24 protein-coding genes are annotated in these 24533 nt (G+C 37.1%); 6 read left to right on the forward strand and 18 right to left on the reverse strand.

Going from position 1 to position 24533, the window contains the following annotated elements:
• Positions 1–3: 3 nt before the first annotated feature.
• From murC to LGQ02_RS15955, 9 genes are all read right to left on the reverse strand, one after another.
• Positions 4–1314, reverse strand: coding sequence for a UDP-N-acetylmuramate--L-alanine ligase (gene murC, locus LGQ02_RS15915; RefSeq protein WP_226515326.1), 1311 nt, complete (start codon positions 1312–1314; stop codon positions 4–6).
• Positions 1315–1597: 283 nt separating this feature from the next.
• Positions 1598–2257: a hypothetical protein gene (locus LGQ02_RS15920; RefSeq protein WP_226515327.1), complete on the reverse strand. Its 660-nt coding sequence runs from the start codon at positions 2255–2257 to the stop codon at positions 1598–1600.
• A 152-nt stretch (positions 2258–2409) separates the two neighbouring features.
• On the reverse strand, positions 2410–3516 hold the full coding sequence (locus LGQ02_RS15925; RefSeq protein ID WP_226518343.1) for a nicotinate phosphoribosyltransferase: 1107 nt from the start codon (positions 3514–3516) through the stop codon (positions 2410–2412).
• Positions 3517–3569: 53 nt separating this feature from the next.
• The gene (locus tag LGQ02_RS15930; RefSeq protein ID WP_226515328.1) at positions 3570–3758 is read right to left on the reverse strand and encodes a hypothetical protein; all 189 of its coding nucleotides are present in this window, start codon (positions 3756–3758) and stop codon (positions 3570–3572) included.
• 207 nt (positions 3759–3965) lie between these two features.
• Positions 3966–6491, reverse strand: coding sequence for a DNA translocase FtsK (locus LGQ02_RS15935; RefSeq protein WP_226515329.1), 2526 nt, complete (start codon positions 6489–6491; stop codon positions 3966–3968).
• 268 nt (positions 6492–6759) lie between these two features.
• Complete coding sequence (locus tag LGQ02_RS15940) at positions 6760–7569, reverse strand: DUF1444 domain-containing protein (protein WP_226515330.1); 810 nt, start codon at positions 7567–7569, stop codon at positions 6760–6762.
• A gap of 475 nt (positions 7570–8044) precedes the next feature.
• Positions 8045–8365 carry a thioredoxin family protein gene (locus tag LGQ02_RS15945; RefSeq protein ID WP_226515331.1) on the reverse strand — a complete coding sequence of 107 codons (321 nt, stop codon included), beginning with the start codon at positions 8363–8365 and terminating at the stop codon, positions 8045–8047.
• Positions 8366–8377: 12 nt separating this feature from the next.
• On the reverse strand, positions 8378–9388 hold the full coding sequence (locus LGQ02_RS15950; RefSeq protein ID WP_226515332.1) for a PTS sugar transporter subunit IIC: 1011 nt from the start codon (positions 9386–9388) through the stop codon (positions 8378–8380).
• Positions 9389–10048: 660 nt separating this feature from the next.
• On the reverse strand, positions 10049–10564 hold the full coding sequence (locus LGQ02_RS15955; protein ID WP_226515333.1) for a hypothetical protein: 516 nt from the start codon (positions 10562–10564) through the stop codon (positions 10049–10051).
• A 200-nt stretch (positions 10565–10764) separates the two neighbouring features.
• On the opposite strand from LGQ02_RS15955, the gene LGQ02_RS15960 reads away from it, so the two are divergent.
• Positions 10765–11211, forward strand: coding sequence for a YtoQ family protein (locus LGQ02_RS15960; protein WP_226515334.1), 447 nt, complete (start codon positions 10765–10767; stop codon positions 11209–11211).
• Positions 11212–11311: 100 nt separating this feature from the next.
• On the opposite strand, the gene LGQ02_RS15965 is transcribed toward LGQ02_RS15960, so the two are convergent.
• A complete protein-coding gene (locus LGQ02_RS15965) occupies positions 11312–11827 on the reverse strand; it encodes a DUF84 family protein (RefSeq protein WP_226515335.1) in 516 nt (171 codons plus the stop codon).
• Positions 11828–12200: 373 nt separating this feature from the next.
• Positions 12201–13274: a M42 family metallopeptidase gene (locus tag LGQ02_RS15970; protein ID WP_319003476.1), complete on the reverse strand. Its 1074-nt coding sequence runs from the start codon at positions 13272–13274 to the stop codon at positions 12201–12203.
• 319 nt (positions 13275–13593) lie between these two features.
• On the opposite strand from LGQ02_RS15970, the gene LGQ02_RS15975 reads away from it, so the two are divergent.
• Positions 13594–13917: a PepSY domain-containing protein gene (locus tag LGQ02_RS15975; RefSeq protein ID WP_226515336.1), complete on the forward strand. Its 324-nt coding sequence runs from the start codon at positions 13594–13596 to the stop codon at positions 13915–13917.
• 471 nt (positions 13918–14388) lie between these two features.
• On the opposite strand, the gene LGQ02_RS15980 is transcribed toward LGQ02_RS15975, so the two are convergent.
• Both LGQ02_RS15980 and trmB read right to left on the reverse strand, forming a co-directional pair.
• A complete protein-coding gene (locus LGQ02_RS15980; protein ID WP_226515337.1) occupies positions 14389–15249 on the reverse strand; it encodes a YtnP family quorum-quenching lactonase in 861 nt (286 codons plus the stop codon).
• 27 nt (positions 15250–15276) lie between these two features.
• A complete protein-coding gene (gene trmB, locus LGQ02_RS15985; protein ID WP_226515338.1) occupies positions 15277–15912 on the reverse strand; it encodes a tRNA (guanosine(46)-N7)-methyltransferase TrmB in 636 nt (211 codons plus the stop codon).
• Between the two features lie 278 nt (positions 15913–16190).
• On the opposite strand from trmB, the gene LGQ02_RS15990 reads away from it, so the two are divergent.
• Together LGQ02_RS15990 and LGQ02_RS15995 are read left to right on the forward strand one after the other, a co-directional pair.
• Positions 16191–16514 (forward strand): YtzH-like family protein, encoded by a 324-nt coding sequence (locus LGQ02_RS15990; RefSeq protein WP_226515339.1) that lies wholly within the window; start codon positions 16191–16193, stop codon positions 16512–16514.
• 76 nt (positions 16515–16590) lie between these two features.
• Positions 16591–16890, forward strand: a complete 300-nt coding sequence (locus LGQ02_RS15995; protein WP_226515340.1) for a YtzH-like family protein — start codon at positions 16591–16593, stop codon at positions 16888–16890.
• 44 nt (positions 16891–16934) lie between these two features.
• Here LGQ02_RS15995 and LGQ02_RS16000 read toward each other — a convergent pair whose 3' ends face one another.
• From LGQ02_RS16000 to thpR, 3 genes are all read right to left on the reverse strand, one after another.
• The gene (locus LGQ02_RS16000) at positions 16935–17732 is read right to left on the reverse strand and encodes a phosphotransferase family protein (RefSeq protein ID WP_226515341.1); all 798 of its coding nucleotides are present in this window, start codon (positions 17730–17732) and stop codon (positions 16935–16937) included.
• 482 nt (positions 17733–18214) lie between these two features.
• Complete coding sequence (locus LGQ02_RS16005; RefSeq protein ID WP_226515342.1) at positions 18215–19147, reverse strand: hypothetical protein; 933 nt, start codon at positions 19145–19147, stop codon at positions 18215–18217.
• Between the two features lie 23 nt (positions 19148–19170).
• Positions 19171–19749: an RNA 2',3'-cyclic phosphodiesterase gene (gene thpR / locus LGQ02_RS16010; protein ID WP_226515343.1), complete on the reverse strand. Its 579-nt coding sequence runs from the start codon at positions 19747–19749 to the stop codon at positions 19171–19173.
• A 130-nt stretch (positions 19750–19879) separates the two neighbouring features.
• On the opposite strand from thpR, the gene cysK reads away from it, so the two are divergent.
• Positions 19880–20824 (forward strand): cysteine synthase A, encoded by a 945-nt coding sequence (gene cysK, locus LGQ02_RS16015; RefSeq protein WP_226515344.1) that lies wholly within the window; start codon positions 19880–19882, stop codon positions 20822–20824.
• A 57-nt stretch (positions 20825–20881) separates the two neighbouring features.
• Here cysK and LGQ02_RS16020 read toward each other — a convergent pair whose 3' ends face one another.
• Together LGQ02_RS16020 and pepV are read right to left on the reverse strand one after the other, a co-directional pair.
• Positions 20882–22057, reverse strand: coding sequence for an MFS transporter (locus LGQ02_RS16020; protein WP_226515345.1), 1176 nt, complete (start codon positions 22055–22057; stop codon positions 20882–20884).
• Between the two features lie 56 nt (positions 22058–22113).
• Complete coding sequence (pepV, locus tag LGQ02_RS16025; RefSeq protein ID WP_226515346.1) at positions 22114–23505, reverse strand: dipeptidase PepV; 1392 nt, start codon at positions 23503–23505, stop codon at positions 22114–22116.
• Positions 23506–24310: 805 nt separating this feature from the next.
• Between pepV and LGQ02_RS16030 the strand changes: the two genes are divergently transcribed.
• Complete coding sequence (locus LGQ02_RS16030) at positions 24311–24529, forward strand: DeoR family transcriptional regulator (protein WP_226515347.1); 219 nt, start codon at positions 24311–24313, stop codon at positions 24527–24529.
• Positions 24530–24533 lie beyond the last annotated feature (4 nt).

Genomic DNA, 24533 nt, shown 5'->3' on the forward strand with positions numbered 1-24533 from the left:
TGCTTAGGCACCTTCTTTTTCAACTGATTGTTCGTACGCTGCCTGGAACTTCTGAACGTCTCCAGCACCCATGAAAAGTAATACAGCATTTTCATGCTTTAATAAGTGCTGAATTGTTTCCTCTTTAATAAGTTCAGATCCAGGAACTCTTTCAATGAGATCATCAATCGTTAAGTCACCACTTTGTTCACGAGCCGAGGAGAAAATATCACATAAATAAACGCGGTCTGCTAATTTTAAACTCTCGGCAAACTCATCTAAAAATGTTTTTGTCCTTGTAAACGTGTGTGGTTGAAAAATAGCAACAACTTCTTTATTAGGGTACTTCTGTTTTGCCGATTCAATCGTTGCAGAAATCTCAGTTGGATGATGAGCATAGTCATCAATTAACACTTGACTTCCAAATTCTTTTTCACTAAACCGACGTTTTACCCCTTCAAATGTGTTTAACTGTTTCTGAACAACCTCTAATTCCACTTGTTCATAATGACATAATGCAATTACTGCTAACGCGTTCATAACATTATGTGTTCCATAGCCTGGAATTGTAAAGTTTCCGTAAAAGGAGCTTCTTACATACACATCGAAATGTGTACCTTCTTCATCTGTTTTTATATCCTTTGCATAAAAGTCATTATCTTCATTTAGCCCGTAATATAAAACAGGAACTTGAGCATTGAGCTTTTGTAAATACTCATCATCTCCACAAGCAATAATTGCTTTATTTACTTGCATAGCCATTTCTTGAAATGCTTGAAAAACATCATTCACATCTTTAAAATAATCCGGATGGTCAAAATCGATGTTCGTCATAATTGCATAATCTGGGTTGTAATGAAGGAAGTGTCGCCTGTACTCACAAGCTTCAAATACAAAATATTCACTTTCTTTTTCACCTTTACCGGTACCATCCCCTATCAAGTAAGAGGTAGGCTTGGCATCTTGTAGCACATGTGCCATTAAACCTGTTGTTGAGGTTTTTCCGTGAGATCCTGTAACAGCAATGCTCGTAAATTGTTGGATAAACTCACCTAGAAAAGTTGGGTATTGATGAACTTTAATATTTTGATCATTTGCCTCACGAATTTCTTCATTTTCTTCATTGTAAGCTGGAGAAGCGATAATCGTTTGATTCTCTCTTATATTCTCCTTTTTAAACGGTAGCAATGGAATGCCCTTTTTCTCAAGCGGCTTTTGTGTGAAAAAGACTTTTTCCACATCAGACCCTTGAACATCAAATTGCATATCGCTTAATATTTGCGCAAGTGCGCTCATTCCTGATCCTTTAATTCCTATAAAGTGATAAACTGTCATTTGTTGAACCTCCACAAATCCATTGGTTCTGAGGGCACCATTTTCATGGATCACTCATGATGGTTATCAATAAAGTATATGCCTAAGCTTTGAAAATTGCGAATGGCTAAAACAACGTTCATTCAAGCCATCCTTAGAATACCTATTAAACATACTAGGTTATTATAGCAAAAATTATTCAGTGAAGCTATCACACTCTTTACCCTGGGCAAAAGAAGGAGATTTTGTATAAACTATACCTCTTTTAACAAAAAAATAACCTCTTTTTATCTATTATTACTCATTATGTCTTTTTATTACGTAAATAATCAATCCCATATTCTTTTAGATGCTTTCTTTGGTTGAGAATATTTGTATGCTCATCAATATGAAAATCTTTTAGGATTTTTTGTTGCCCCTCATCGTTTAGGCGAATCGTTGGACCGATCTTCATTTGCTTATATCCAACTTGCACTGTTCGCATTAAGACAAGTTCTCCAGCTTCTCCTTCAGCAGGGAAAATAAACGGAGTAGCTTCCTTCGTTTCATTTTTTAACAATGAATCATATATGATAACGCTTTTTTCAACTTTTTTTAATCGTACAGGCTCTAGTGACATTAATAATAAAAAGCCGCTAAGTTCCAGCATCGATTTTGACATTTTGTCCTTTTTGTCTCGAATAAACAAATCAAACATTCTTGAACCAAATACTGTTACATAATCAAAGGCAAACCAATGCTCAAAATGCATATGCATATCAGGGTCCATCACTTCACTTTTTGGGATACCTGCTTTATATGAGAAAATATGCTTCGCTCGAACCTTTTCTCGTAAATTCGCTTTCTTCTCAATATATTGAAAAAGCTCATCATATACGTCAAGTAATGAATTTTCAGCATCTATTTGCTTTTTTTCCTTCATTTTTTCAAAGTCAATAATAAACGTAGCCTTTCCATCTTTCATGAACCATCACCTCTTTTCCCAAACGATGTTGGGTCTTGCTGCATCTTACGTAATATAGATAAAAGGGCCGATATTCTATAAAACACAAGTCACTTTGAGTATAAAAGGTCGACTGTATTTTTAATTAGAATATCAGACCCTTGCTTTTGATCTTATTCTGTATATTCAATTCGTTCTAGTTTTGGGTTTTCACGATATTTTCTTCCTGTCTTTGCTTCCTCTTTATCATTTAAAAGAACGTTATCACCTGTAAAGCCGATATGAATATTTAACAAACTGCTTCCTACACCATACATATCAACAGGTACATTTAATTTCTCATAGGTTTCAATACGCTCAGCATCAAACCCACCTGAAACGACAATCTTTACATGTTGAAAGCCTTCATCATCAAGTGCTTTACGTAATGCAAATAACAGTGGAGGGTTTACCCCTCGAGGGTCAAATGTACCTAGTAATTCAGGGTTCCTTGTGAAATATTGATCGACAAGGTTTTTGGACGTATCGACACGTACACCTTTTAACGTATCACCAAAGTCTCTAGCAACTTTTAATGAATCAGTTATGACATCATTATTATAGTCCACAAGAGCGATTAAATCATCTTCTGGAAATGTTTCATGATAAGCACGTGACGCTTCAACAACATCGCCTTCAAACAATTGGATTAATGCATGAGGCATCGTGCCGATTCCTCTTTTTCCCCACCATTCATTCATCGCATGAGTAGCTTGTGCTTGTGATCCTCCGATAAATGCAGCATAACCGTCTCCAGCTTGCTGTGTAAAGTGATCATCACGATCGCCCATAAAAATAACTGGCTTTTCTTTTCCTGATGATTTTGCCGCTTTTACTACTTTGTAAACATTTGTTGCAACTGACGTACGACGACCTAAAATCCCATCAATGATTCCCTCTAAAAAGCCAAAATTCTGGTAAGGGCCACGAATCGTTAGCACGGTTTCATGAGGTTCGATTTTATCGCCATCTCTTAATGAATGAATCTCTAACTCTTCAGGGTTTTCTGCAAACGTATGAATGAGAGCAATCACTTCATCCGTTCCACATAAAACAGCATGCTTTTTTTGGAAAAATTGCATCGTCACAATGTTATCTTTTTTGAATCTTTCTGCGATTTTTTTCGTTTTCAGAAAATAAACAGCTGAAAACCAACCTTCTCCAACTCGTTCATCAAATTTAAATGTTTTATTTGTGAGACGGTTAATTTTCCCCTCTAATTTTAATTTAATCTCTTTCATTGTAACCATTTCAAATGCTCCTTGTGCACCTAAGACATTTTCTTCATTGTTTGTTATTGGTAAAAAGGGCTTGCACGGTTTTCTTCAATGACCGCTTCCATAATTTCTGCCAAATCTGTTTGGTCAACTTGAGCAATGCCATTACGAAGTACAATCCATTGTGTTCTTTCTTGTTCTGTTAACAGGTGAATCCATTCTGGTGATACATGGTGAACCAGGTTTTCCAAAGGAACTTGTTGCATAAAACATCCCTCCTAAGGTTTTTAAAGTTCAACATCATCTTGCCAGTATGGAAAAACGACCGCATCTAAATGGAACGTAGAATGGCAGATCTCCATACTATGAATCTTTTTACACCTGAGCAAAACATGAAATCTTTTTGCCCTTCTTCATTTATGAAATTTATCCTAACAACATCATTGTATATAAAATCTTGGGATCTTTGTAGTCTAAATTTCCCCTTTTGTCATTTTTTTTTCGTTCATCTCTGATTTTGTCAAATAAACATCTCTTGGCTTACTCCCTTTTGCAGGTGAAACGATACCTTTTGCCTCAAGTAGATCAATGAGTCTCGCGGCACGGTTATAACCCATTCTAAAATGCCGTTGCAACAAGGAAGTTGACGCTGCTTGCTGTTCAACAACAAATTCACATACTTCATCAAACATGTCATCACTATCTTCTTCATCAACCTGTTGTTGTAAATCTTCTTTTTTAAATAGAAAATTAGATTGCCCATCTTTTTTTACAAATTCAGTAACACGATCGATCTCATCGTCGGTAACAAATGTTCCTTGCAACCTTACAGGTTTGGATGAACCATTTTCTAATAGAAGCATGTCTCCCCTACCGAGTAACCGTTCTGCTCCGCCACTATCAAGGATCGTTCTAGAATCAGCCTGTGAAGACACCGAAAATGCAATTCTTGTTGGGATGTTCGCTTTAATCAATCCAGTAATAACATCAACCGACGGTCTTTGCGTTGCGACTAACAAGTGAATGCCACATGCTCTTGCTTTTTGAGCAATTCTACATATTGCACTTTCTACATCAGAAGGCGATACCATCATTAAATCCGCTAATTCATCTACAATAATAACGATGTATGGGAGTGTTTCATCTTCTTTTCCTTGTTGCTTCATTTTCTCATTGTACCTTCCAATATCCCTTGCACCTGTTTGAGCTAATTGCTCGTAACGACGCTCCATTTCTTCAACAGCCCACTTCAATCCTTCAGTTGCTTGTTTTGGGTCATTAATAACTGGAGCAGCTAAATGGGGAACATTATTGTACGGCGCTAACTCCACCATCTTAGGGTCGATGAGTAATAGACGAACATCCTTTGGAGTTGCGTTATACAGTAAGCTTACTAATATAGAATTGACACATACACTTTTACCAGAACCAGTCGCACCAGCAATTAACCCATGGGGCATCTTTTGTAAGTCTGTAACAACAGCCTCGCCTGAAATATCCATTCCTAATGCAACCGTTAAAGGGGATTCAGCTTTTTGAAAAACCGGTGAATGTAATATCTCTCGTAAAAAAACAGGCTCAGATTTAGCATTCGGTACTTCAATACCTACTGTTGTTTTACCAGGAATCGGTGCTTCAATACGAATTTCTTTTGCTGCAAGGCTTAGTTTTAAGTCATCTGTTAAGTTTGTGATCTTACTTACCTTCACCCCTGGTTCAGGCTGGATTTCAAACCTTGTAACTGAGGGCCCTTTTGTGTAATGAACAACACTGGCGCGAATGTGAAAGTATTCAAAAGTTTCATTCAGCTTTTCTGCTTGTTGATGAAGCCATTCGTCATCCCCTTGCTCTTTTCTTGGAGGAATATCAAGTAAGTGTATACCCGGTGCCTCGTATTGGTCCTCTTTAACTTTCGTACGCTTTTCTTGTTTCCTCTTGTCGCTAGGCAGCATTAACACATTGTATGGTGTAACTGGTTTGTTATGATTTTTTGTTTCCTTCTTTACTATATTACTTTTATGTTTGTTCTGGTGTGAGGACAACTGTCTATTTTCAATATGCTTATTTTTACTTTGTTCATGATCCTCTTGTAATTCAGTTTGTTCATGATCCTCTTGTAATTCAGTTTGTTCATGATCCTCTTGTAATTCAGTTTGTTCATATTGACGTTCTGATTGTTCCTCTAGAGGCTCTGTTTGTTCGTTATCGTCTTGTAGTTCACTTTGTTCATTCAGATGTTTATTTTCTTTTAAAAGACTTTGAGTATTTTCTACTTTTATATTACTTTCTTCATTATGTAATTCTTCCTCATCATTAGGTTCGTTATACGAATCATTCAAGTATTCTCGTTCATTTTGCCTATCTTGTTGAATCTCTGTTTCTTCAGGCATTGCCTCATGCTCATCATCTACTTTTTTATCATTTTCCATATTTGATGCGGAAGCCACATCTTTATAAGGTAACGGGTCGTCATGTTCTTTGCGATCATATTGATATAAAATGCGTTGCGCTTCATTCTCAGCTTCATCGATCTTAGTTTGTTTGATCGTTTTTTGATAACCATAAATTGGTGAAGGGGTTTCTTGTGGTTTAAAATCTACACCTTGAAATTTCGCTTTTTCCTTCTCCTTCTCTTTATTAGAATGAACCTTTTCACTATCATTCGTATCTTGATTTTTTGTTAAGTTTTTAACCTCTACCTTCTCCTCTTGTTGCTTTGTTTTATACTCGTTCATCGATCGAACGTTTCGACGCGCTCGCTGATCTATGTCTTCAACGACATCCTCATCATCTTCAATAAGAGGAAAACGAAAAGCTCCTTGTTTTGGATACTGATGAATCACTTTCGCCTCTGGATTTTTTGTTATAGGTACTTTCCTACCCATTTCATTTTCATTATGAATTTGATCATTTTCATATCGGCTCATGTCCTTTTCTTCATTTGTAGGAAATAACCATCCTTTAAGCGTTGAAAATAACTTTGGTAGTCTTTTATTCAATGTCATCACCTTTTCAACTTAGATTTATAGATTCGTTCAATAGAACGGGTCACTTTTTCATTACCATCACAAAGTATATCAGAAATATTCACTTTCATGGATAAGGCTTCCATACAAAAAATAAGGCAGCCTCACATGTGTTTAAGTTCCTCCATTATCTTAAAGAGAAAGAGCAAACCTATTGGCCTATTCTTTCTAAATGGAGGTGCCTAACACTACGCTCTTGAGACAGCCTCATTTAACTTCTATTATATCCTTCGAATTTGTTTTATTTTTTTGTCGACCCTTTAGGTTTTCTTTGTGCCAAAATAAAAATAGGTTCAAGGTCCTCATTCTCGTACATAAACGGTAGTGCTGTTATTGGTACACGTCCTTCTGAGAAAAATTGAAAAACCATCTGCGCAAGAATATCGTATCCAACTTCATTACGAATATCTGCAAAAATTAATACATCTTGGTGAGGAACTGCTACAGCTAGGTCTCCTGATACTTTCGTTTTCATTTCTTTAAGTAATGTTTCATTTAAAATGCGGCTAGCATCATAGCCATCATCATTGTTTAAGAAATAAAAGATATTCCCTGCTACTTCATCTTGTTTCATTGGATTTTTTAATGACCTTACGTTAAATAAAGCAGCTTCTTCGATTTCCTTAAACGTTTTTTCTTCATTTTTCAATGTTTCTTCATCAATAAGCGAAAACGAGGCGCCTTGATCGACTGCATAGAAAATTCGAGTTTCTGCTGTATGATCTTTATACAATAGCTTACGTCCGTCCTCTAACTCTGTTGGAAATGATGTAGACCGTATTACAGGATAAAGATTTTTCTCATTACCCTTTACTTTAATCGTAGTATTTAATAATCGAAGACCTTCAGAAACATTTGCCATCGTTTGTTCTACTGCCTTCTTTTCATCCTCTTGAAATTTTTCTTTTAAGGCAGTCAAGTTCAGTGTGACACCTTTATCATACCTTTTATCGACAATGCGTAATGTTTCTTTTTCACGGTCAAATGTCGTTACCCAATTTTCATCTGTTATTTTACTTTCTATAGCTCGTTTTATTTGTATCGGTTTCATCCTGTTTCATACCTCCTAGTTTACACAATAACTATTTTAACATGAGAAAGAATGACATCGAAAGTGTACGGCTTTGTATTTTGTCTACCCTAAAAATAAATTTAATAATGGACCATTCTCTTATGTCCACTCGCTTTCACCTTCTGTAAAAGGGCAGTGTTGATTTCCAGTGAATTTGAAGAGCAAAAGGAGGTGACTCCAATACAAGCATCAGCTTCTCGAGTAAGCTACGAACTGCTTCAACGCATCAAACTACAGTGAATTCGAACGAAGTGAAGAATTGAAGGACGATCGCACTTGTGCCTAGAGGTGAAAACGTCCGCCTGTAAAACAGATTCGAGTATTTATCTTCATAAAAAAACACAATAAAAAGGCAACATGTAAAACTTAATGTTTAACGTGTTGCCAGTTCTATTATTACTATTATTTTTCATCTCGAAAACGAATTACTTAATATCCAGCTCCCTGCCCTTCATTACTTTTGTTTTGCCTCATCTAAAAACTGAATAATGTCTTCCTTAGACTTCCTTGCTTTACTTACGAAACGATCGATCTCTTGTCCATTTTTGAAAACAAGAAAACTAGGGATTCCAAAAATGTCATATTGTTGACATTGCTCAATAAACTCATCTCGATTTACTTTATAAAATGAAAACTCTTTAAACCTTTCTTCGACTTCTGGTAAATGTGGCTCAATAACGACACAATCAGGACACCAACCAGCTGTAAACATTAACACGGCATTTTCATTTTCGACAACTTCATTAAAGTGATCAAGTGAAATAATTTCTTTCATTATACTTCCCCCTTAGGATTGTTCAATCTTCATATCACCATATTTTATTTTACCAGCTTTTCTAAGCCATTCCGAGAATATAAGTGCAAGGATCGCTGGTGCAATAAAATGCAATAAAACAATAGCAATCCATACAGACATACTACTACCCATCGTATGGATCGTCATTATTTGTCCTACAAAGCCACTTGTTCCCATCCCTGCACCTGCATCATTATTTTTCATTTGAAAAATAACAGTTGCTACTGGCCCTAATATGGCTGCCGTTAAAGTAGGTGGCAATATAATCCATGGATTTTTCATAATATTTGCGATTTGCAACATCGATGTACCAATTCCTTGTGCGATAAAGCCTGACCAACGATTCTCACGGAAACTACTTGTCGCAAAGCCGATCATTTGTGCTGCACACCCAACGGTCGCTGCTCCAGCCGCAATTCCATCAATTTCAATCATGATTGCGATCGCTACACTTGATATCGGTGCTGTTAATGCCAGCCCCATAAAAATGGCAATAATAATCCCCATAATAAATGGCTGTTGCGCAGTCGACCAACCTAAAAAGTCTCCAAATCGTCTTAAACCAAAAGCAATTTGCGGACTGATGATCGATGCCGCACCAATACCAGTTACGATTGTAACAAGTGGCGTAACGATAATATCAAGTTTCGTTTCTTGTGATACTAGTTTTCCAATCTCCGTAGATAGCAGTGCTGCAATTAAGCTTCCTGCTGGTCCACCAACCTCTGCACCTGCTGCTCCGGTGATTACGGCAGCAAATAAAACAAGTCGTGGAGCATTTAAGCCGTATGCAACCGCGACCCCAATTGCTGGTCCATATAAAGACATCGCAGTTGACCCCATTGATTCTAATATGGCAAGTCCAAGCAACCCACCCGCAGTTTCCATAATCAACCCAATAATCAGAGACGAAAATAACCCTAATGCCATAAAGCTCAATGTACGAATGACGTATGTATGAAAGGATGGATTTACTCCCTTCTTTTCTAAAAATTGTTTCATTTTATTCACCTGTTTCTATAAGTTTTACTCACTGTATATATAATAGTAAAGATTTCCGATAAAAATAAAGAAATTTCCAATGCACACTTTAATGAATCAATTTCATAACTCAAAATAAGATGGGAAATTCCGAATGATAAGCGTGAACTTCACTTCAGACGGACGCTTTCCCGAGTGCTTGTCTTCAGCTAACTTAGGCTCGGCAACTCTTCGCCTAAGTGGATCTTCAGACTGCGCTGATCCTCCGGGAGTCGCCGTCTTTAGTTACGTTCACTTTTAAACAAAACTTGGCTTTTCGTTAAAGAGATTCTTAGTACTCTTCACCTGCGACGAGTAACCGCAGGAGCAACGAGCAACGGCTTCTTCGAAATCCCTTCGAGCTGCGACGAGCAAGCGTAGCGGCGCAGGAGCATTTATTCTATCGACCATAAATTTATAAATTATGATAGTCCAAATAAAACGTACATTTAATGAAAAATTTATAATATCATTCGTTTCATTGCGCAAAAAACGTAATTATGAGTTTCATTCTAATACATATTCAATCTTAACTTTGTGCAAATTCTAATGACGAAATCATATTTACTATCATACTAACAAAAAATTGATAAAATCTAACCGTACAAAAAAGGAATAAGAGTCCTCCCTTATTCCCAAAAGTTATTGTACTTCAATTGATTGAACGATATCAAACATCATATCGATATCATCATGGATGTTTTCTAGTTCACTTATTGTTGTCACTTTTGCCTTATTATATCCAACAACAACTCGGTAATGCTCTTCATCGAAATGTGTTGCAATAATATAACCTTGCTCTCCATTTTCTTCGGCTTTTTCTAAGATAATCGTGTCTTCCTCATCGACCATAAGCTCATCTAAAAGCGATTGTTTTGACTCATAAACGACTTGATCGTTTAAAAACAATAAAAAAGGCTGGTTATTTCTTGTTAATTCAATGTTGTACTCATCCACTATATGTACATCTAATGAATTAGGAATATATATTGATAAGTCCCCTTCATCATAAGTCGGCTCCATCTTTTCTTGATTCATTTTCTCCATGAAAGTTTCAGCACTATCATCCGCTACACTTGCTTCAGACACGTTACAAGCTACTAACAACAATATAACCGCTAATAGAATGAAAGTGCCTTTCCACTTTTCCCCACTCAAATTTTCTCCCTCCTAGTACTTTTCTCTCTATTTATTGGTTCCATATTAACACATTTTCGACATTGAATGACAAACAATTTGATATTAATTTCACAAATTGTGCAAAAAAAGTGACATTAATTTTCTTTTCGCTCGATGTTCTGTAAAATAAACATATATATACCATACAACGAAATAATTTCGAAGAGGAGTGGTAAAGTATGGAACTAACGATCTATTTAGCAGGCCAAATTCACGACAATTGGCGACAAGAAGTAAAGGATAAAGCAAAAGAAATGAATTTACCTCTTAATTTTGTTGGTCCTATGGAAGATCATGATCGTTCTGATCATATCGGAGAAGAAATTCTTGGTGAACAACCAAATCAGATTATTAAAGACGAAGCTGCTTCAAAGTTTAACAACTTACGGACACAAGTTTTACTGAAAAAATCTGATGTTGTGATTGCTTTGTTTGGCGAAAAGTACAAACAATGGAATAGTGCGATGGATGCATCATCAGCCATTGCTCTAAACAAACCTTTAATTCTCATACGCCCTGAGTCACTTCATCACCCATTAAAGGAAATTTCCGAAAAGGCACAAGTAACTGTTGAAACAGTTGATCAAGCCTTAAAGGCATTATCTTATATTTTTGAGGAAAAGTAAGTAATAGATCATAAAATGTTGAACCTAAGTTTTTGTCATTAGCTATATGATAAAACTTAGGTTTTTTGTATGGTGAAATATATTGGTTATATCAATCATGTTACTTTTTCGTTTCTTCATGAAACATCCATTGTCCATAAAGTAGTTGAACAACGTGTTCAAACATCTTATCTCTTGTAACTATTCCCATTGTTAAAACTCCTACTGTTCCTTCATTTTTTCTGACTCCTGTTTTGTTCGTCCAACGATCAATGACATCTCCAAGTTCTTCTCCTTTTCTCAGTTCGTCTGCAATCTCATCAGGTAGAGGAATTCTAGCTCCTCCGGCAATGAAAACTTGTCCACTCTTTGTAACTAGTGATCCCCAATTACAAATGAACATTTGATGATTTTCTTCGGCAACTCCACCTTCTAAGCCAATCCCGATTTCAAATGAATCATTTAATACAATATTTCTTGCACGATGAATCGCACCTTGCTTTGTCTCAAGATCTGAAAATGGTTGATTAGATACCTCACTTTGTACAGATAATGCTTCGATATCATATGTATCATTAAACACTGATTTTACAGCTTGAACCTTCGCTTCGTTCGTTGACCCAATCCCAATTTTCACTAACGTATTCCTCCTCGTTTTAACCTTTTTTAACACCATTTTTAATGAAAGGCTCTTTTCGCATAGATTGTAATTTTCGAGAAATCTTTCGGGCTTGGTTTACGTTACAGGCGGACGCTTTCACCTCTAGGCACAAGCGCGACATCCGTTCAAGCTGCGCTTCACTTGCATTCACGGTGTCTTCTTTGCCGCGGGCAACACTTCAGCCTCCTCGTTCCTGCGGGGTCTTCAGCCGTTGCATTACCCGCTGGAGTCGCCGCCTTTCACTCCACCATGCTTTTTATAAATAGCAACATAGTTTACGAAAAGAGCCTAAGGAAAAGTCCTGAAAAAAAGGAGAATGACCGTATAGTCACTCTCCCCACCAATTAAATTAAACGTTATCACGGATACTTTCAAGAGATGTTTTATCTGTTTTTCTAACAAGTGTTGTCAGTAGCTCTTTTGCTGCTGCATAATCATCAACATGGATAATAGATGAAGACGTATGGATGTACCTTGAGCACACACCAATTACTGCTGATGGTACACCACTACCTGAAGTATGAACACGACCTGCATCTGTTCCTCCTTGTGAAATAAAGAATTGGTAAGGAATGTCGTTCGTTTCTGCCGTATCTAAAATGAATTCACGCATTCCTCTGTGAGTGACCATTGTACGGTCATAAATACGAAGAAGAGCACCTTTCCCTAACTGGCCGAATGCATCTTTGTCCCCTGTAGCATCATTGGCTGGACTCGCATCTAGTGCATAGAAAAGATCTGGCTCAATCATATTTGCAGCTACTTGAGCCCCGCGTAATCCTACTTCTTCTTGAACGGTTGCACCTGAAAATAGCATATTCGGTGTTTTTTCTCCTTGAAGCTCTTTTAATAACTCAATCGATAAACCTACACCATAACGGTTATCCCATGCCTTAGCTAGAAGCTTTTTCTCGTTCGCCATTTTCTCTAACGGGCAAATTGGTACGATTTGTTGACCTGGTTTGATCCCAATGCGTTCAGCATCTGCTTTGTCATCAGCACCGATATCAATGTACATATTTTTAATTTCCATCGGCTTTTTACGCTTTGCTTCATCTAGTAAATGTGGAGGAATTGAACCAACAACGCCTGTTACAGGTCCATTTTCTGTTATGATCTGAAGACGCTGAGCAAGAAGAACTTGACTCCACCATCCACCTAACGTTTGAAAACGGATTAGACCTTTATCCGTAATTTGTGTAACCATAAAACCAACTTCATCCATATGTCCCGCTACCATCACGCGAGGACCTTGCTCATCACCTTTTTTTACGCCAAAGACACCACCAAGGCGGTCTTGAATAACTTCATCACTATACTTCTTTAATTCTTCGCGAACATAAGCACGAACTTGGTGCTCAAATCCAGGTGCTCCTGGTAACTGTGTTAACGTATTAAACATATCAAACGTTTCCTGCTTCATTATGAATCCCCTTTCTATTTTACAACTTTATGTACGATAGTTTTATTTTAACGAATAGTCAGACACGTTTCCACTTTTTTTCGGAAAACGAAATAAAAGATTTTGATTTATGCGTTTTTGAATACATCTTTTAATATTCTTCTTTCCATTGTAAAATATAGGATAAATCCAATTATAAGTCGTTCTCATTTTCTTTTTAACACTTCTTGTCTATACTTAAGAAGAATGTAAATCTTAAGTAATAATAATAGAACAAGTTAATTACAAGCATTTTCTATTGAAATGCATAGAATACATAAAAAAAGAGGGTGTTGTGTTCATGGGTTGGAAAAGATTCGTAGCCGGTGTAGGCGCCGGAGTCGCTGTTACGGTACTTGCAAAAAATCAATTAGAAAAACGACAAGAACAGCTTTCACCAGAAAAAGCATTAAAACTTGTTAAACAAAAATCAAAATCTCTTGGTACTGTTGATGGTTCATGGATTCATATGATTACTGAAGACCTTGAAATGGATGACCTTACATTTAAAGTTTACCGTGGAGGGATCACATGCACAGACGAACATGGGCAAATGAGCGCCTATGAGTTTTACGTGGATGCCGCTACCGGAGCGGTTCTTCAATTGAAAAAGCATGATGATTAATTTCACATCAACCTTCTGCTTAACACAGAAGGTTTTTTATTCTTATTTAGTTTTGAAACCCAAATTCTTCTTAGATCTTAACTAAATGTAAAAACGAAGCCTGGACTGATGTTGAATTCAGTTCAGGTTTTTTTATTTAAAATACACGGTATTTTTATTATCCTTTTTTTATATAAATCCCCTTTGTATTTTTATAAAATTCCGGCTATTGTATATGCGTTTTTTCTCTAGATTATTCACTAATTAAACCCTACACAATTGAAGCACGTTCAATTATGTAGGGTTCAAAAACTTAGAAATTCGAATTTTGGCCAAGAAAAAGCTAGGTCAGACAACCCAACCTCACAATAAATCTACCATCCCGCCCTCCTGGAAGAGTCGATTATACATGTATACCTATCCAAACAAACGTCATACTTCTCCTCCACAGAGAAAAACCGCCTCAATACAGGGACGGCTTCCAACTTTCGGTTATTCATTTTCCCTATTCCTCAACACCGCTTCAACAAATTCTTTCCCTGATTCATCCCACTTTAAAGCCCGGTATTTATAGTCATGGTAGAAAATGAACCATGCACCGTCTTCGATGGCAGGCAGTAAATACTTTTGTTTTGCAGCAATTGAATCCATTGGATAATCGTCATAAGCAAGTACCCATAAGACATTTTGATGTGCATGTGTCGGCATTAAATCAGCCATATGATAAACTTTTTTTCCGCCACGCTCAATTTTTAAAATACAATGGCCGTTACTATGACCACTAGTATGGATTAATTTAATCCCTTCAACAACTTCTACAGATTCTTGAAAGTTCTTTACTTGATGCTCTATTGGCTTCCAGTTCTCTTCAAAGTACGTATTTTTGGATCGAATATTAGGGTTCTTTAGTTCATTCCATTCGGTTTCCTGCACCCAAAACGTCGCATTTGGAAACATCGGAACAAGCTCTTCATTCTCCCATTTCGATGCCCCACTAGCATGATCAAAATGCATGTGGGTCATTAAAACATGATCAATATCATTAGCCGTTAATTTAAGAGCAGTAAGGCTATCTATTATTTTTGACTCTTGTGTAATACCGAAATTTCGTTTCGCCTTGTCTGAAAACTTTCCATTACCAATACCAGTTTCAACAAGAATATTCAGGTTATCCACTTGAATCAAAATTGGGTCGGTCCTTAGTTCTATTTGTTCTTTATCATTATGTGGATATTTTTTTGACCATAATGGTTTTGGAACAACCCCAAACATTGCTCCTCCATCCATATGAGTAACTCCACCATTTAACCAGGTAAAGGTCATATCCCCAACCTTTAATTGCTCTAATGCCATGTTACGCCCTCCTTAACTGTATTGAGTTTACAGATAAGCCTCAAGACGATAGATTCTCATCCCTTTTGACGAAAATTTTTCTTCATACTCTGTCATTACATTATCTTTCATTTCACTTTTATGAAGGTCTAAACTAACGTTTTTCAGTTTAAATCCGAAATTCGTCATACTCTCAATCGAATATTCAAAGAGGCCTTGGTTATCTGTTTTAAAGTGAATTTCTCCGTCTTCCTTTAATATTTCGGCATATTTCTGTAAAAATCCTTCATGTGTTAACCGACGTTTGGCATGTCTATTTTTCGGCCAAGGGTCAGTAAAATTTATATATAACCGATCAACTTCTTTTTCACCAAAAAAGTCAGTGATTTCATTAACATCTTCTTTTAAGAGGCGGACATTTTCTTGGGGGTTTTCAATCAATCGCTCCACCCCAGTAATAATGACACTGTCAAACTTTTCAACACCAATGATGTTTCGTTCTGGATATTGCTCTCCCATACGAGTGACAAATCGTCCTTTACCTGTTCCGACTTCTACATGTAATGGATGATCATTTTCAAACAATTCACTCCAACGACCTTTCCAATTTTTTGGGTCTGGTTCTACAATCTGGGGGTGATTCGCAATCATTTCTGATGCCCAAGGTTTATTACGTAGTCGCATACTTCATTCACACTCCATTATTTCTAAACAATTCTCAACGTATAGCTTACCATAGAAACGTTTATATCGTTAAACAAAACTTGGTTGATCACTAGAACATCGACAAAATTCGGTCACACCCTGTGAGCCTTCGATACCGATATAGTATCGACTATAACTTTTTAAAGTTGATAAAAAAATGATATATGTCAGGCTAGTTTAAATGCATTGATAAAAAGGAATAGAAAAACAACCTTTTATGCCTGTACAAAAATCATAAAATATTGGAGGGGTTATGGATGGAAAAAGCTCATCTAATTAGAGAAATGATATCCATCATAGATAATCAAGAGCGAACGGAGAAAGGGTCGGAGAGAGACTTCCAAAGGTTAGTAAATATCATTTATGAATTTAGAAATGATGTCTATAACGAAAACTTTCAAGGGACACTTCAGGAAATCAAAGCTTATGCCCAAAAGAGAAAAGAGTCAGTAACTCTTGACGAACATATTAATAATCACTTACACCATATGTCACGTTGGAAAGAGGAATTAACACTGTTCTTAAATGGGGGTGGTGCTGTCACCATCGATTATGAACAAAGAAAAGGTCGTGAAGTCTAATCTGGTAAGCATAAATTCTTGAAACTGTCACATCCTTTAAATGACTATGCAAAATTCAAATGAGGATGTGGCACAAATGGCAATGAATTATCACCATCAATTACAACTGCTCGTTGATATTTTACAAAACCAACAAGATGAACATTATGGTACTCATGGCGAATACATTCAAGTCGAAAGCCTAGCGAATTCACTGATTGATAACCACAGTGTTCCAAATGAAGTTAAGTCACTAGTCTCAAATATAAGACAATATGCAAAGCAGCATGATATTCAAGAACAACACGCAAATGTAGATATAAGTGCTCTACAACAGTATGTAAGTAATATTCAACAAATTGAAAGCAATGCCCAAGGGGATTCAACTTTTATGTAAACATAAAAAAACTGTGCGAAATCGACGTCGCACAGTTTTTTTATTTATAAAGAATGGTGCTCTGATTCCTTTAAAATTTCACTTAGTAAGTCTGACCATTTCGTAATTTCATGGTACTCTTGACGTTCAAAGCGCCAAATCATCCCTTCAACGCATTGAGCTACCATATACCATTGCAAACGTTTTTCAAGTTCATTTGTTAATGGTTCACCATAATGTGCTAGCCATTCTCCCCAATCACTTTTCGGAACGTATATATATAGCAGTGGTGCAAGGTCTAGTGCTGGATCAGCGACAATTGCACCATCCCAATCAATTAAAAACAAGCCATTTTCTTCAGATTCAATCCAATTATTATGATTTACATCAGCATGACAGACAACATGCTCTGGCGTTTGTATAAATGACACTTGGTAATCAAGCCACTCCAATGCATGTTGAATGTATGGGTCTTGAATACCGATCCTAGCAGTACGTCCTTTCAAATCATAATATAAATCCCGCGGCGTCAACGGACGATTTCCCATTCGCATAAACATATCCCGCAGTTCGACCGAACGATGAATCCTTGATAAAAGGTTCGCAACACGCCCCGCCTTCATTTCGGATGACTTTAGCTCACGACCATTGACCCACCGCTGGGCTGTAATCACATCTCCATTTTCTAGACGCTTTGTCCATAAAAGCTTTGGAACAATACCTTCCGCAGACAAAACGGCTAAAAATGGAGAAGAGTTTCTCTTTATGAAGATTTTTTCGTCTCCCTGCTGGGCAACATACGCTTCACCTGTTGCTCCCCCAGCAGGGTGTAATTTCCACTCTTCGCCCATTAAGTGTTTCAATCATTTCACCCACATTTTCATCAGGACTTTTGCTGTTATTCATGATCGACGTCTGAAGACCTCAATTGAAAATAAGTGTACTTCAGGTTCATGAAAACTTTTCCTTATCTATATAAATCGTTAATTACAGACAATCACAAAGTTTTATTATACCTTATCTTTAACCATAACTCCGTAGAAAAATTAAATTTGTTAAAAAAGCCTTTTATCATTGTAAAAAATAATTCCTATTTGTTCAACTTAAAGATTCAAATTTCGATTAAAAAATATAACAACACTATTATTTTCTACAAAATTCACCAAATACCTTTTATTTTTTCTGCCTTCTATAAGATCATTGTTTTTAGTAAACGTTAATAGCATTTTGATACGCTAGAAGCCAACTCCTCTAGGTGGTACAAGGGCGACGTCCGTTCTCTTTGGATTCGTCGCCCTCCGCTATTACAAGCAAAAAAAACTACAAAGTTTAGCAAAACAGCCATTTATTTAAATGATGTTGTATCATTTTCTTCGTCTAAGCTTTCTCCTCGAACCTCTGAGACCGTTAAACTATGTTTTAGTAACGCATCACTAACTTTTAATTGTTGATGCTTCATCGGCGTACGGTTTTGTCTCATTTTTTCAAACCATTCAGGAAATGTACGTTTATCAAGCATTTTAATCCGCTGACTTGCTTGTGGAACGTCAATATAGCCATCTTTTGCAATAATCACTGTACGAATCGGAAAAGACAGTTCTTCTTGTAGTAATAAATGTTCAGCTACTGTCCTCATCCTTTTTAATTGAATGGCTGGATGCAAAATCTTTTCTTCTCGATCGTTCGTTCTTTTCAACCAAAACCGATCGGAAACTTCATCATATATCGTACTTTCATCACCTTCTAATGGAGCAATTAACCAAAGTTCAGTTGGGGTGACGAGTATTACTTCTAAATCTACCGGAGCTTTTTTCAAAATAAGAACTGGTTTATAAAACAAGATATACGAATCTGGAAAGTCTTTTGTCAATAATGTGAGCCAATGATCGAACTTAAATTGAGGTTTAATCCTCGATTTCTCTGAAATTGTTGAACTCGCCCAATTTAATTGGAACTGAAAAATTTCTTCCTTAAATGACTCCTTAAACGCTTCTTCTGATTTATTTTTAATTTCTCTTTGTAAATTACCGTTAGCTTCTAAGTTTTCTTCTTTTTTCTTCGTAAACCAGGGGAGTTTTCTAAACCGGCCTTTCAATGATTGATCTAAAATGTTATTAGTCGGTATTGATGTAGTATGATTCCCCTCTTTTGACCTGATCCACTCACGTTTTGCATTCTCCCATCGTTCCTTTTTAAGACGGGTATATCGGCTCGTATACCGATAAAGGTCTATTTCATAACGTGAAATGTAATCAGATAGTTTAACTAACTGTGCCACCGACACCCCTCCTACCTTATACCTCATTCATATTTTATCATTTTTTTTCGAGGGTGAGAGAAATAGATTGATGATTCAATTTCATACATCGGTTTCTCCCCCGGCTTTACTTTATAAAGGTTTAATTGTCGTATATCCCAAGACAAAGGCTTGACATTTACCTTTTGAGGTACTTCTTTGACCTTACTATCTTTTAATCCCTTTCCTAACGTTATATGCGGTCTGAAAGGACGGTCTTGAACTGGAAAGTCAGAGGATTTTGCCTGCTGTTCAACAAGGGATTGGAACTTAAATAATGCATCATTTTTTTCAACACCTACCCAATATACCCTGGGTAACGTTTTATTTCCGAACATTCCTACTTCACTTAATGTTAGTTGAAAAGGTTGTAAATGTGGTCCTTGTTCTTGAAGGGCACTCCATAAATTTCTTCGTTTTTCGCTCTCCCAACCTCCTAAAAAAAGCAACGTTAAGTGAAAGTCGTTAACATAGGTTAACTTTCGATAATATTGAGTTAAACTTGCCTCTTGTTGAAGTGTTTGTAAATGATTTTGTACTTCATTTGATGTATGAACTCCAATAAAATAATGGGCTTGACTCATATGTGTCACCTTCTTTTTATATCGTCATTTATTGTGGTACAATTAAGTAGATTATAAATCCGATTTTACAAATCAGTTTAAACAAGATTTATACATGGTAAAGTAAAGTTACCCGAAAGGATGTGAGCTGATGCGTGTCGTAAATAATATGGCCGAATTAATCGGTGATACGCCTCTAGTAAAGCTTCAGCAACTGCCTGAAAAAGGTGGCGCTGATGTATATTTAAAATTAGAACTTATGAACCCTAGTGGAAGTGTAAAAGACCGAGCTGCATTTAACATGATTGATCAAGCCGAAAAAGACGGGTTGCTAACTCCTGATTCTGTTATCATTGAACCGACTTCTGGAAATACAGGGATTGGACTTGCAATGAATTGTGCAGCAAAAGGGTATCGTGCCATTTTAACTATGCCTGATACAATGAGCCAAGAAAGAATCAATTTATTAAAAGCATATGGAGCTGAAGTCGTTTTAACTCCTGGTGATAAAAAAATGCCAGGAGCAATTGAAAAAGCACATGAACTTGTAAAAGAGATTCCAAACAGCTTTATGCCAATGCAGTTTGAGAATGCTGCTAACCCTGATGCTCACAGAAAAGCAACAGCCCTAGAAATTATAGAAGCAATGAAACAAATCGGTAAACCACTTTCTGCATTTGTTGCAGCTTCAGGAACAGGGGGAACAGTAACTGGTACTGGAGAAGTGTTAAAGGACCATTATCCAGATTTAACTGTTCACGTTGTAGAACCGAAAGGATCGCCTGTCCTTTCTGGAGGAAAACCTGGTCCTCATAAGCTCGTTGGAACGAGTCCTGGGTTTATCCCGCCAATCTTAAACCAAGATGTGTATGGTGAAATTTTCTGTATCTCTGATGAAGATGCTTATGACATTACTCGACGCCTATCACAAGAAGAAGGAATCTTAGTAGGTCCATCATCAGGAGCCGCTTGTTATTCTGCTCTCCAAGTGGCAAAGCGACTAACTCCAGACGATGTCGTTATTGCTATCGCTTGTGATACTGGTGAGCGGTACTTATCAACGGATTTATTTGATTTTAACCAAAAAGATGAATAATAAAACGTTATTGTTTAAGGATGGCTCATAAGTAACACTCATGAGCCATTCTCCCTTTTATGTTACCTGCTGTTGAATTGAACTCTTTTTCTCTTGGCGCATAATTACTAAGATTAACGCTGCTCCAATCAATGTCATGATGCCATAAAATAAATATACGCCTAAAATACTGTCCCAATCCATAATCACTCCTGCTGTATATGTAAAAAACCAAGCCCCAAGTCCATTACCTACAGCGGAATATATCGCTACAGCCGTTGCTTTTATTTCTTTCGGAGCTAATTCTGTTACATATTGTAAGGCAGCAGGAATAAATAAGCCGATGGAAAAACCTTGTATAATTGTTGTTACATAAATAAATGTTGGACTTGGCCCTGCAGCATAAAATAGCCAACGTAAACCAGAAGCAAGTGCTGCTAAAAATAACACCATAATTATGCCACGTTTTTTAATCCAGCCACCTACCCAACGCATAAAAGGAATCTCACTACCTGCTGCAAGTAAAAACGCAAACCCTACACCAGCAAGAGTCCCCCCTGCAAATTGAATAAGTAAGCTAAAGTAAAAGTTGTTGGCCATAATTGGTCCAAAAACTAAAAACGTAATGATTAGAAAAAGAACAAATCTCGGAACCTTAATTAACTGCTTCATTCCTTTGAGAATTTCAACCCTTACAACTGTCGTATCTTTAGGCATTTTCAAAGCATAAAACGCACTTATAAATAAAACGATTGCAAACCCATAAAAAATGACACTCTGTCCTAGCCAATCAGATAAGCTTCCCATAATTAATACAGAAACAGCAAATCCTGCTGCTCCCCAAAGGCGTATACTCCCATAGTCTCCACCATGTTCATGAACATAATTCATCGCCATACTGTCTGATAAAGGAATGACAGCACTTTGAAAGAGTGCAACACCAGCGGCAATCACAACTAACCATATATAATCTTCTGCAAATAAATACATAAGTCCCATCGCACCTGTTCCTACAGCTGCGATGCTTAATAATATTCTCGGTTTTCTTGTATAGTCGCTAAGAATCCCCCAAACAGGCTGAGATAATAGCATAACAATTGGGCCGATTGACATAATCATTCCAATCTGAGCTCCGGTCAATCCAACTTCATTTTGTAAATAGACACTTAATAGCGGAAAAAGCCCGCCAAAAGAAAAGTAAGCTAAAAAATAAAAAAATTTCATATGAAAGATTGTTCTACGATGATTGTTCATTTGTCCCATCCTAACTCGCCGATCGATCTTTACATTCTTTTCATGACCTCGTCATATTATTTTGCAAGATCATAAATCGCTTGTGCATAAATTGATGTAGCTCTTTTTAATTGATCAATTGAAATATACTCATCTCGCTCATGCGCAACATCTTCTTGACCTGGAAATAATGGTCCAAAGGCAACCCCTGCTTTTAATGAGCGAGCATAAGTCCCTCCTCCAATTGCTATAAGCTCAGCTTTTTCACCTGTTTGTACTTCATATACGTTTGATAACGTTTCAATTAATGGATGATAGCGATCAACTGCATGTGGGGGTTCGTGTGTGCTGACTTCTAAAGACATTTTGTGATCCTTTACGACCTTTTCTACTTTTGACAAAATATTGGGAAACCCTACTCCGTCAGGGTAACGAAGGTTTACACCGATTTCCCCTTGCTGTTCATCTAACAGCATGAATCCGACATTAAAAGTAACATCACCTTTTTCTTCATCGTGATATGCCACACCTAGGTTTTCTCCACGCGAATCACCGGTATAATAGTTCGAAAGAAAACTGAAATATGTACTTTCTTCATCTGAAAGCGGTACGTATTCATTTATAAAGCTAGCTAATAAAAGTCCACTATTTATTCCTTTATCTGGCTCCATACCATGAGCTGACTTTCCTTCCAAAGAAAGCACGGCGACCGCTTCATCCTCAATATAAGCGCCTTTAATGTTGCACTTTTGTAAGAACGATGTAAATTTGTTTTCAAGGTCAGTCGTTAAATCTAACCTCACCTTCGCAATTGCTTTTTCTGGTACCATATTGAGCCTTTCACCTGACTGAAAAAACTGTACCGTTCGTTTATTTGAGATATTGTTTATCTTAAGTTCTAAGTCACATATCCCTTTTTCTGCATATATGATTGGAAAATCAGCATCTGGTGCAAATCCAGCCGAAGGCATTTCTTCATGTTTAAAATAATGGTCAACACAGCGCCAATTGCTTTCTTCATCTGTACCTATGATAAGCCTCACACGTTTATTCAAAGACACTCCTAAATCTTTCACTATTTTCAGTGCATAGTAAGCTGCCATTGTCGGCCCTTTATCATCAATTGCTCCTCGAGCATATATCTTCCCATCTTTGATCTTGGCTGAATACGGATCAAAAGTCCAGCCATCTCCTTCTGGTACAACATCAATGTGACAAAGGATACCAATTAGCCCCTCACCTTCTCCCCATTCAATATGTCCAGCATAGCCGTCTATATCTTTCGTACGAAAACCATCTTCATTTGCTTTATTTAAAAGCCAATCATACGTTTTTCGTATACCTTCTCCAAAAGGTGCACCAGGTCGTACTGTTCTCTCATCTAATACGCTTTTCATTTGTAAAAACGTTTGTGTTTCTGTAATCATCTCATTTTCTAAATTTACAACTTCTTGTTTCCAATTGACCATATTACCTCTCCCTTCCTCCATATTAGTATATAATTGAATTAATTTCATAACTCAAAATAAGGTGGGAAATACCGAATAATGAGATTGAACTTGACTTCAGACGGACGCTTTCCCGAGGGCTTGCCTTCAGCTAACTTAGGCTCGACAACTCTTCGTCTAAGTGGATCTTCAGACTACGCTGATCCTCTGGGAGTCGCCGTCTTTCGTTACGTTCACTTTTAAAGAAAACTTGCCGATTGGCGATCCTTTAAGGCGAAGACAAAGGCGTAGTTGCGACGAGCTATACTCCTTGATTATGCTTCGAGCTGCGACGAGTAACCGCAGGAGCACCAAGCAACGGCTTCCTCGACATTACTTCGACCTGCGACGAGTAACCGCAGGAGCAACGAGCATTCGCTTCTCGAATATTCTTCGAGCTGCCTCGACGCATCACCTTCCAAGAAGTGCTTGAAGAGGAAGAGGCACTTATTCTATCGACCATAAATTTATAAATTCTGATAGTACAAATAAAACGTAGATTTAATGGGAAAATTAAAATATCGTTCGTTTCATTGCACAAAAAACGTAATTATGAAATTGATCGAATTGAACTCCTGTTTTTCGCAAAGTTATCGTGTGTCCGACCTAATTGACAGATTTTTTAGAACTTTTTATATTCCCAGACCTTTACGACAAGGATCAAATTGCGTTAAAATAAAAAATAGGAGGCCCGCTTGAATCAGTGATACGATAACGATCACAATGGTTGTTATCACCAAGCTTCCCCCCATCAAAAACGGGATAAAAATGAACAAGGAGTGGTTTTTTGAAACCTTCAACAGACCGTATGTTGACCAGGATTAAATCCATCTACCTTTACATTAAACGAAAGGAGAGCGTCTCCACAAAGGAACTAGTTGAAGAATTCGGAACAACTCAACGGACGATTCAGCGAGACCTCAATGTTTTAGAGTATAACAAGCTCGTCTTCAGTCCTGAACGTGGAACATGGTCGGTTACCTCCAAAAAAACAAAAGTGTCATAGATTC

Origin of the sequence: Bacillus shivajii (assembly GCF_020519665.1) — a bacterium.
Lineage (GTDB): Bacteria > Bacillota > Bacilli > Bacillales > Salisediminibacteriaceae > Bacillus_CA > Bacillus_CA shivajii.

What these genes read in the sequence shown, in the direction of transcription:
- murC (WP_226515326.1), bottom strand. Translation starts at nt 1,314, where the DNA reads ATGACAGTTTATCACTTTATAGGAATTAAAGGATCAGGAATGAGCGCA.
- LGQ02_RS15920 (WP_226515327.1), bottom strand. Translation starts at nt 2,257, where the DNA reads ATGAAAGATGGAAAGGCTACGTTTATTATTGACTTTGAAAAAATGAAG.
- LGQ02_RS15925 (WP_226518343.1), bottom strand. Translation starts at nt 3,516, where the DNA reads ATGAAAGAGATTAAATTAAAATTAGAGGGGAAAATTAACCGTCTCACA.
- LGQ02_RS15930 (WP_226515328.1), bottom strand. Translation starts at nt 3,758, where the DNA reads ATGCAACAAGTTCCTTTGGAAAACCTGGTTCACCATGTATCACCAGAA.
- LGQ02_RS15940 (WP_226515330.1), bottom strand. Translation starts at nt 7,569, where the DNA reads ATGAAACCGATACAAATAAAACGAGCTATAGAAAGTAAAATAACAGAT.
- LGQ02_RS15945 (WP_226515331.1), bottom strand. Translation starts at nt 8,365, where the DNA reads ATGAAAGAAATTATTTCACTTGATCACTTTAATGAAGTTGTCGAAAAT.
- LGQ02_RS15950 (WP_226515332.1), bottom strand. Translation starts at nt 9,388, where the DNA reads ATGAAACAATTTTTAGAAAAGAAGGGAGTAAATCCATCCTTTCATACA.
- LGQ02_RS15960 (WP_226515334.1), top strand. Translation starts at nt 10,765, where the DNA reads ATGGAACTAACGATCTATTTAGCAGGCCAAATTCACGACAATTGGCGA.
- LGQ02_RS15970 (WP_319003476.1), bottom strand. Translation starts at nt 13,274, where the DNA reads ATGAAGCAGGAAACGTTTGATATGTTTAATACGTTAACACAGTTACCA.
- LGQ02_RS15975 (WP_226515336.1), top strand. Translation starts at nt 13,594, where the DNA reads ATGGGTTGGAAAAGATTCGTAGCCGGTGTAGGCGCCGGAGTCGCTGTT.
- LGQ02_RS15980 (WP_226515337.1), bottom strand. Translation starts at nt 15,249, where the DNA reads ATGGCATTAGAGCAATTAAAGGTTGGGGATATGACCTTTACCTGGTTA.
- trmB (WP_226515338.1), bottom strand. Translation starts at nt 15,912, where the DNA reads ATGCGACTACGTAATAAACCTTGGGCATCAGAAATGATTGCGAATCAC.
- LGQ02_RS15990 (WP_226515339.1), top strand. Translation starts at nt 16,191, where the DNA reads ATGGAAAAAGCTCATCTAATTAGAGAAATGATATCCATCATAGATAAT.
- LGQ02_RS15995 (WP_226515340.1), top strand. Translation starts at nt 16,591, where the DNA reads ATGGCAATGAATTATCACCATCAATTACAACTGCTCGTTGATATTTTA.
- thpR (WP_226515343.1), bottom strand. Translation starts at nt 19,749, where the DNA reads ATGAGTCAAGCCCATTATTTTATTGGAGTTCATACATCAAATGAAGTA.
- cysK (WP_226515344.1), top strand. Translation starts at nt 19,880, where the DNA reads ATGCGTGTCGTAAATAATATGGCCGAATTAATCGGTGATACGCCTCTA.
- LGQ02_RS16020 (WP_226515345.1), bottom strand. Translation starts at nt 22,057, where the DNA reads ATGAACAATCATCGTAGAACAATCTTTCATATGAAATTTTTTTATTTT.
- pepV (WP_226515346.1), bottom strand. Translation starts at nt 23,505, where the DNA reads ATGGTCAATTGGAAACAAGAAGTTGTAAATTTAGAAAATGAGATGATT.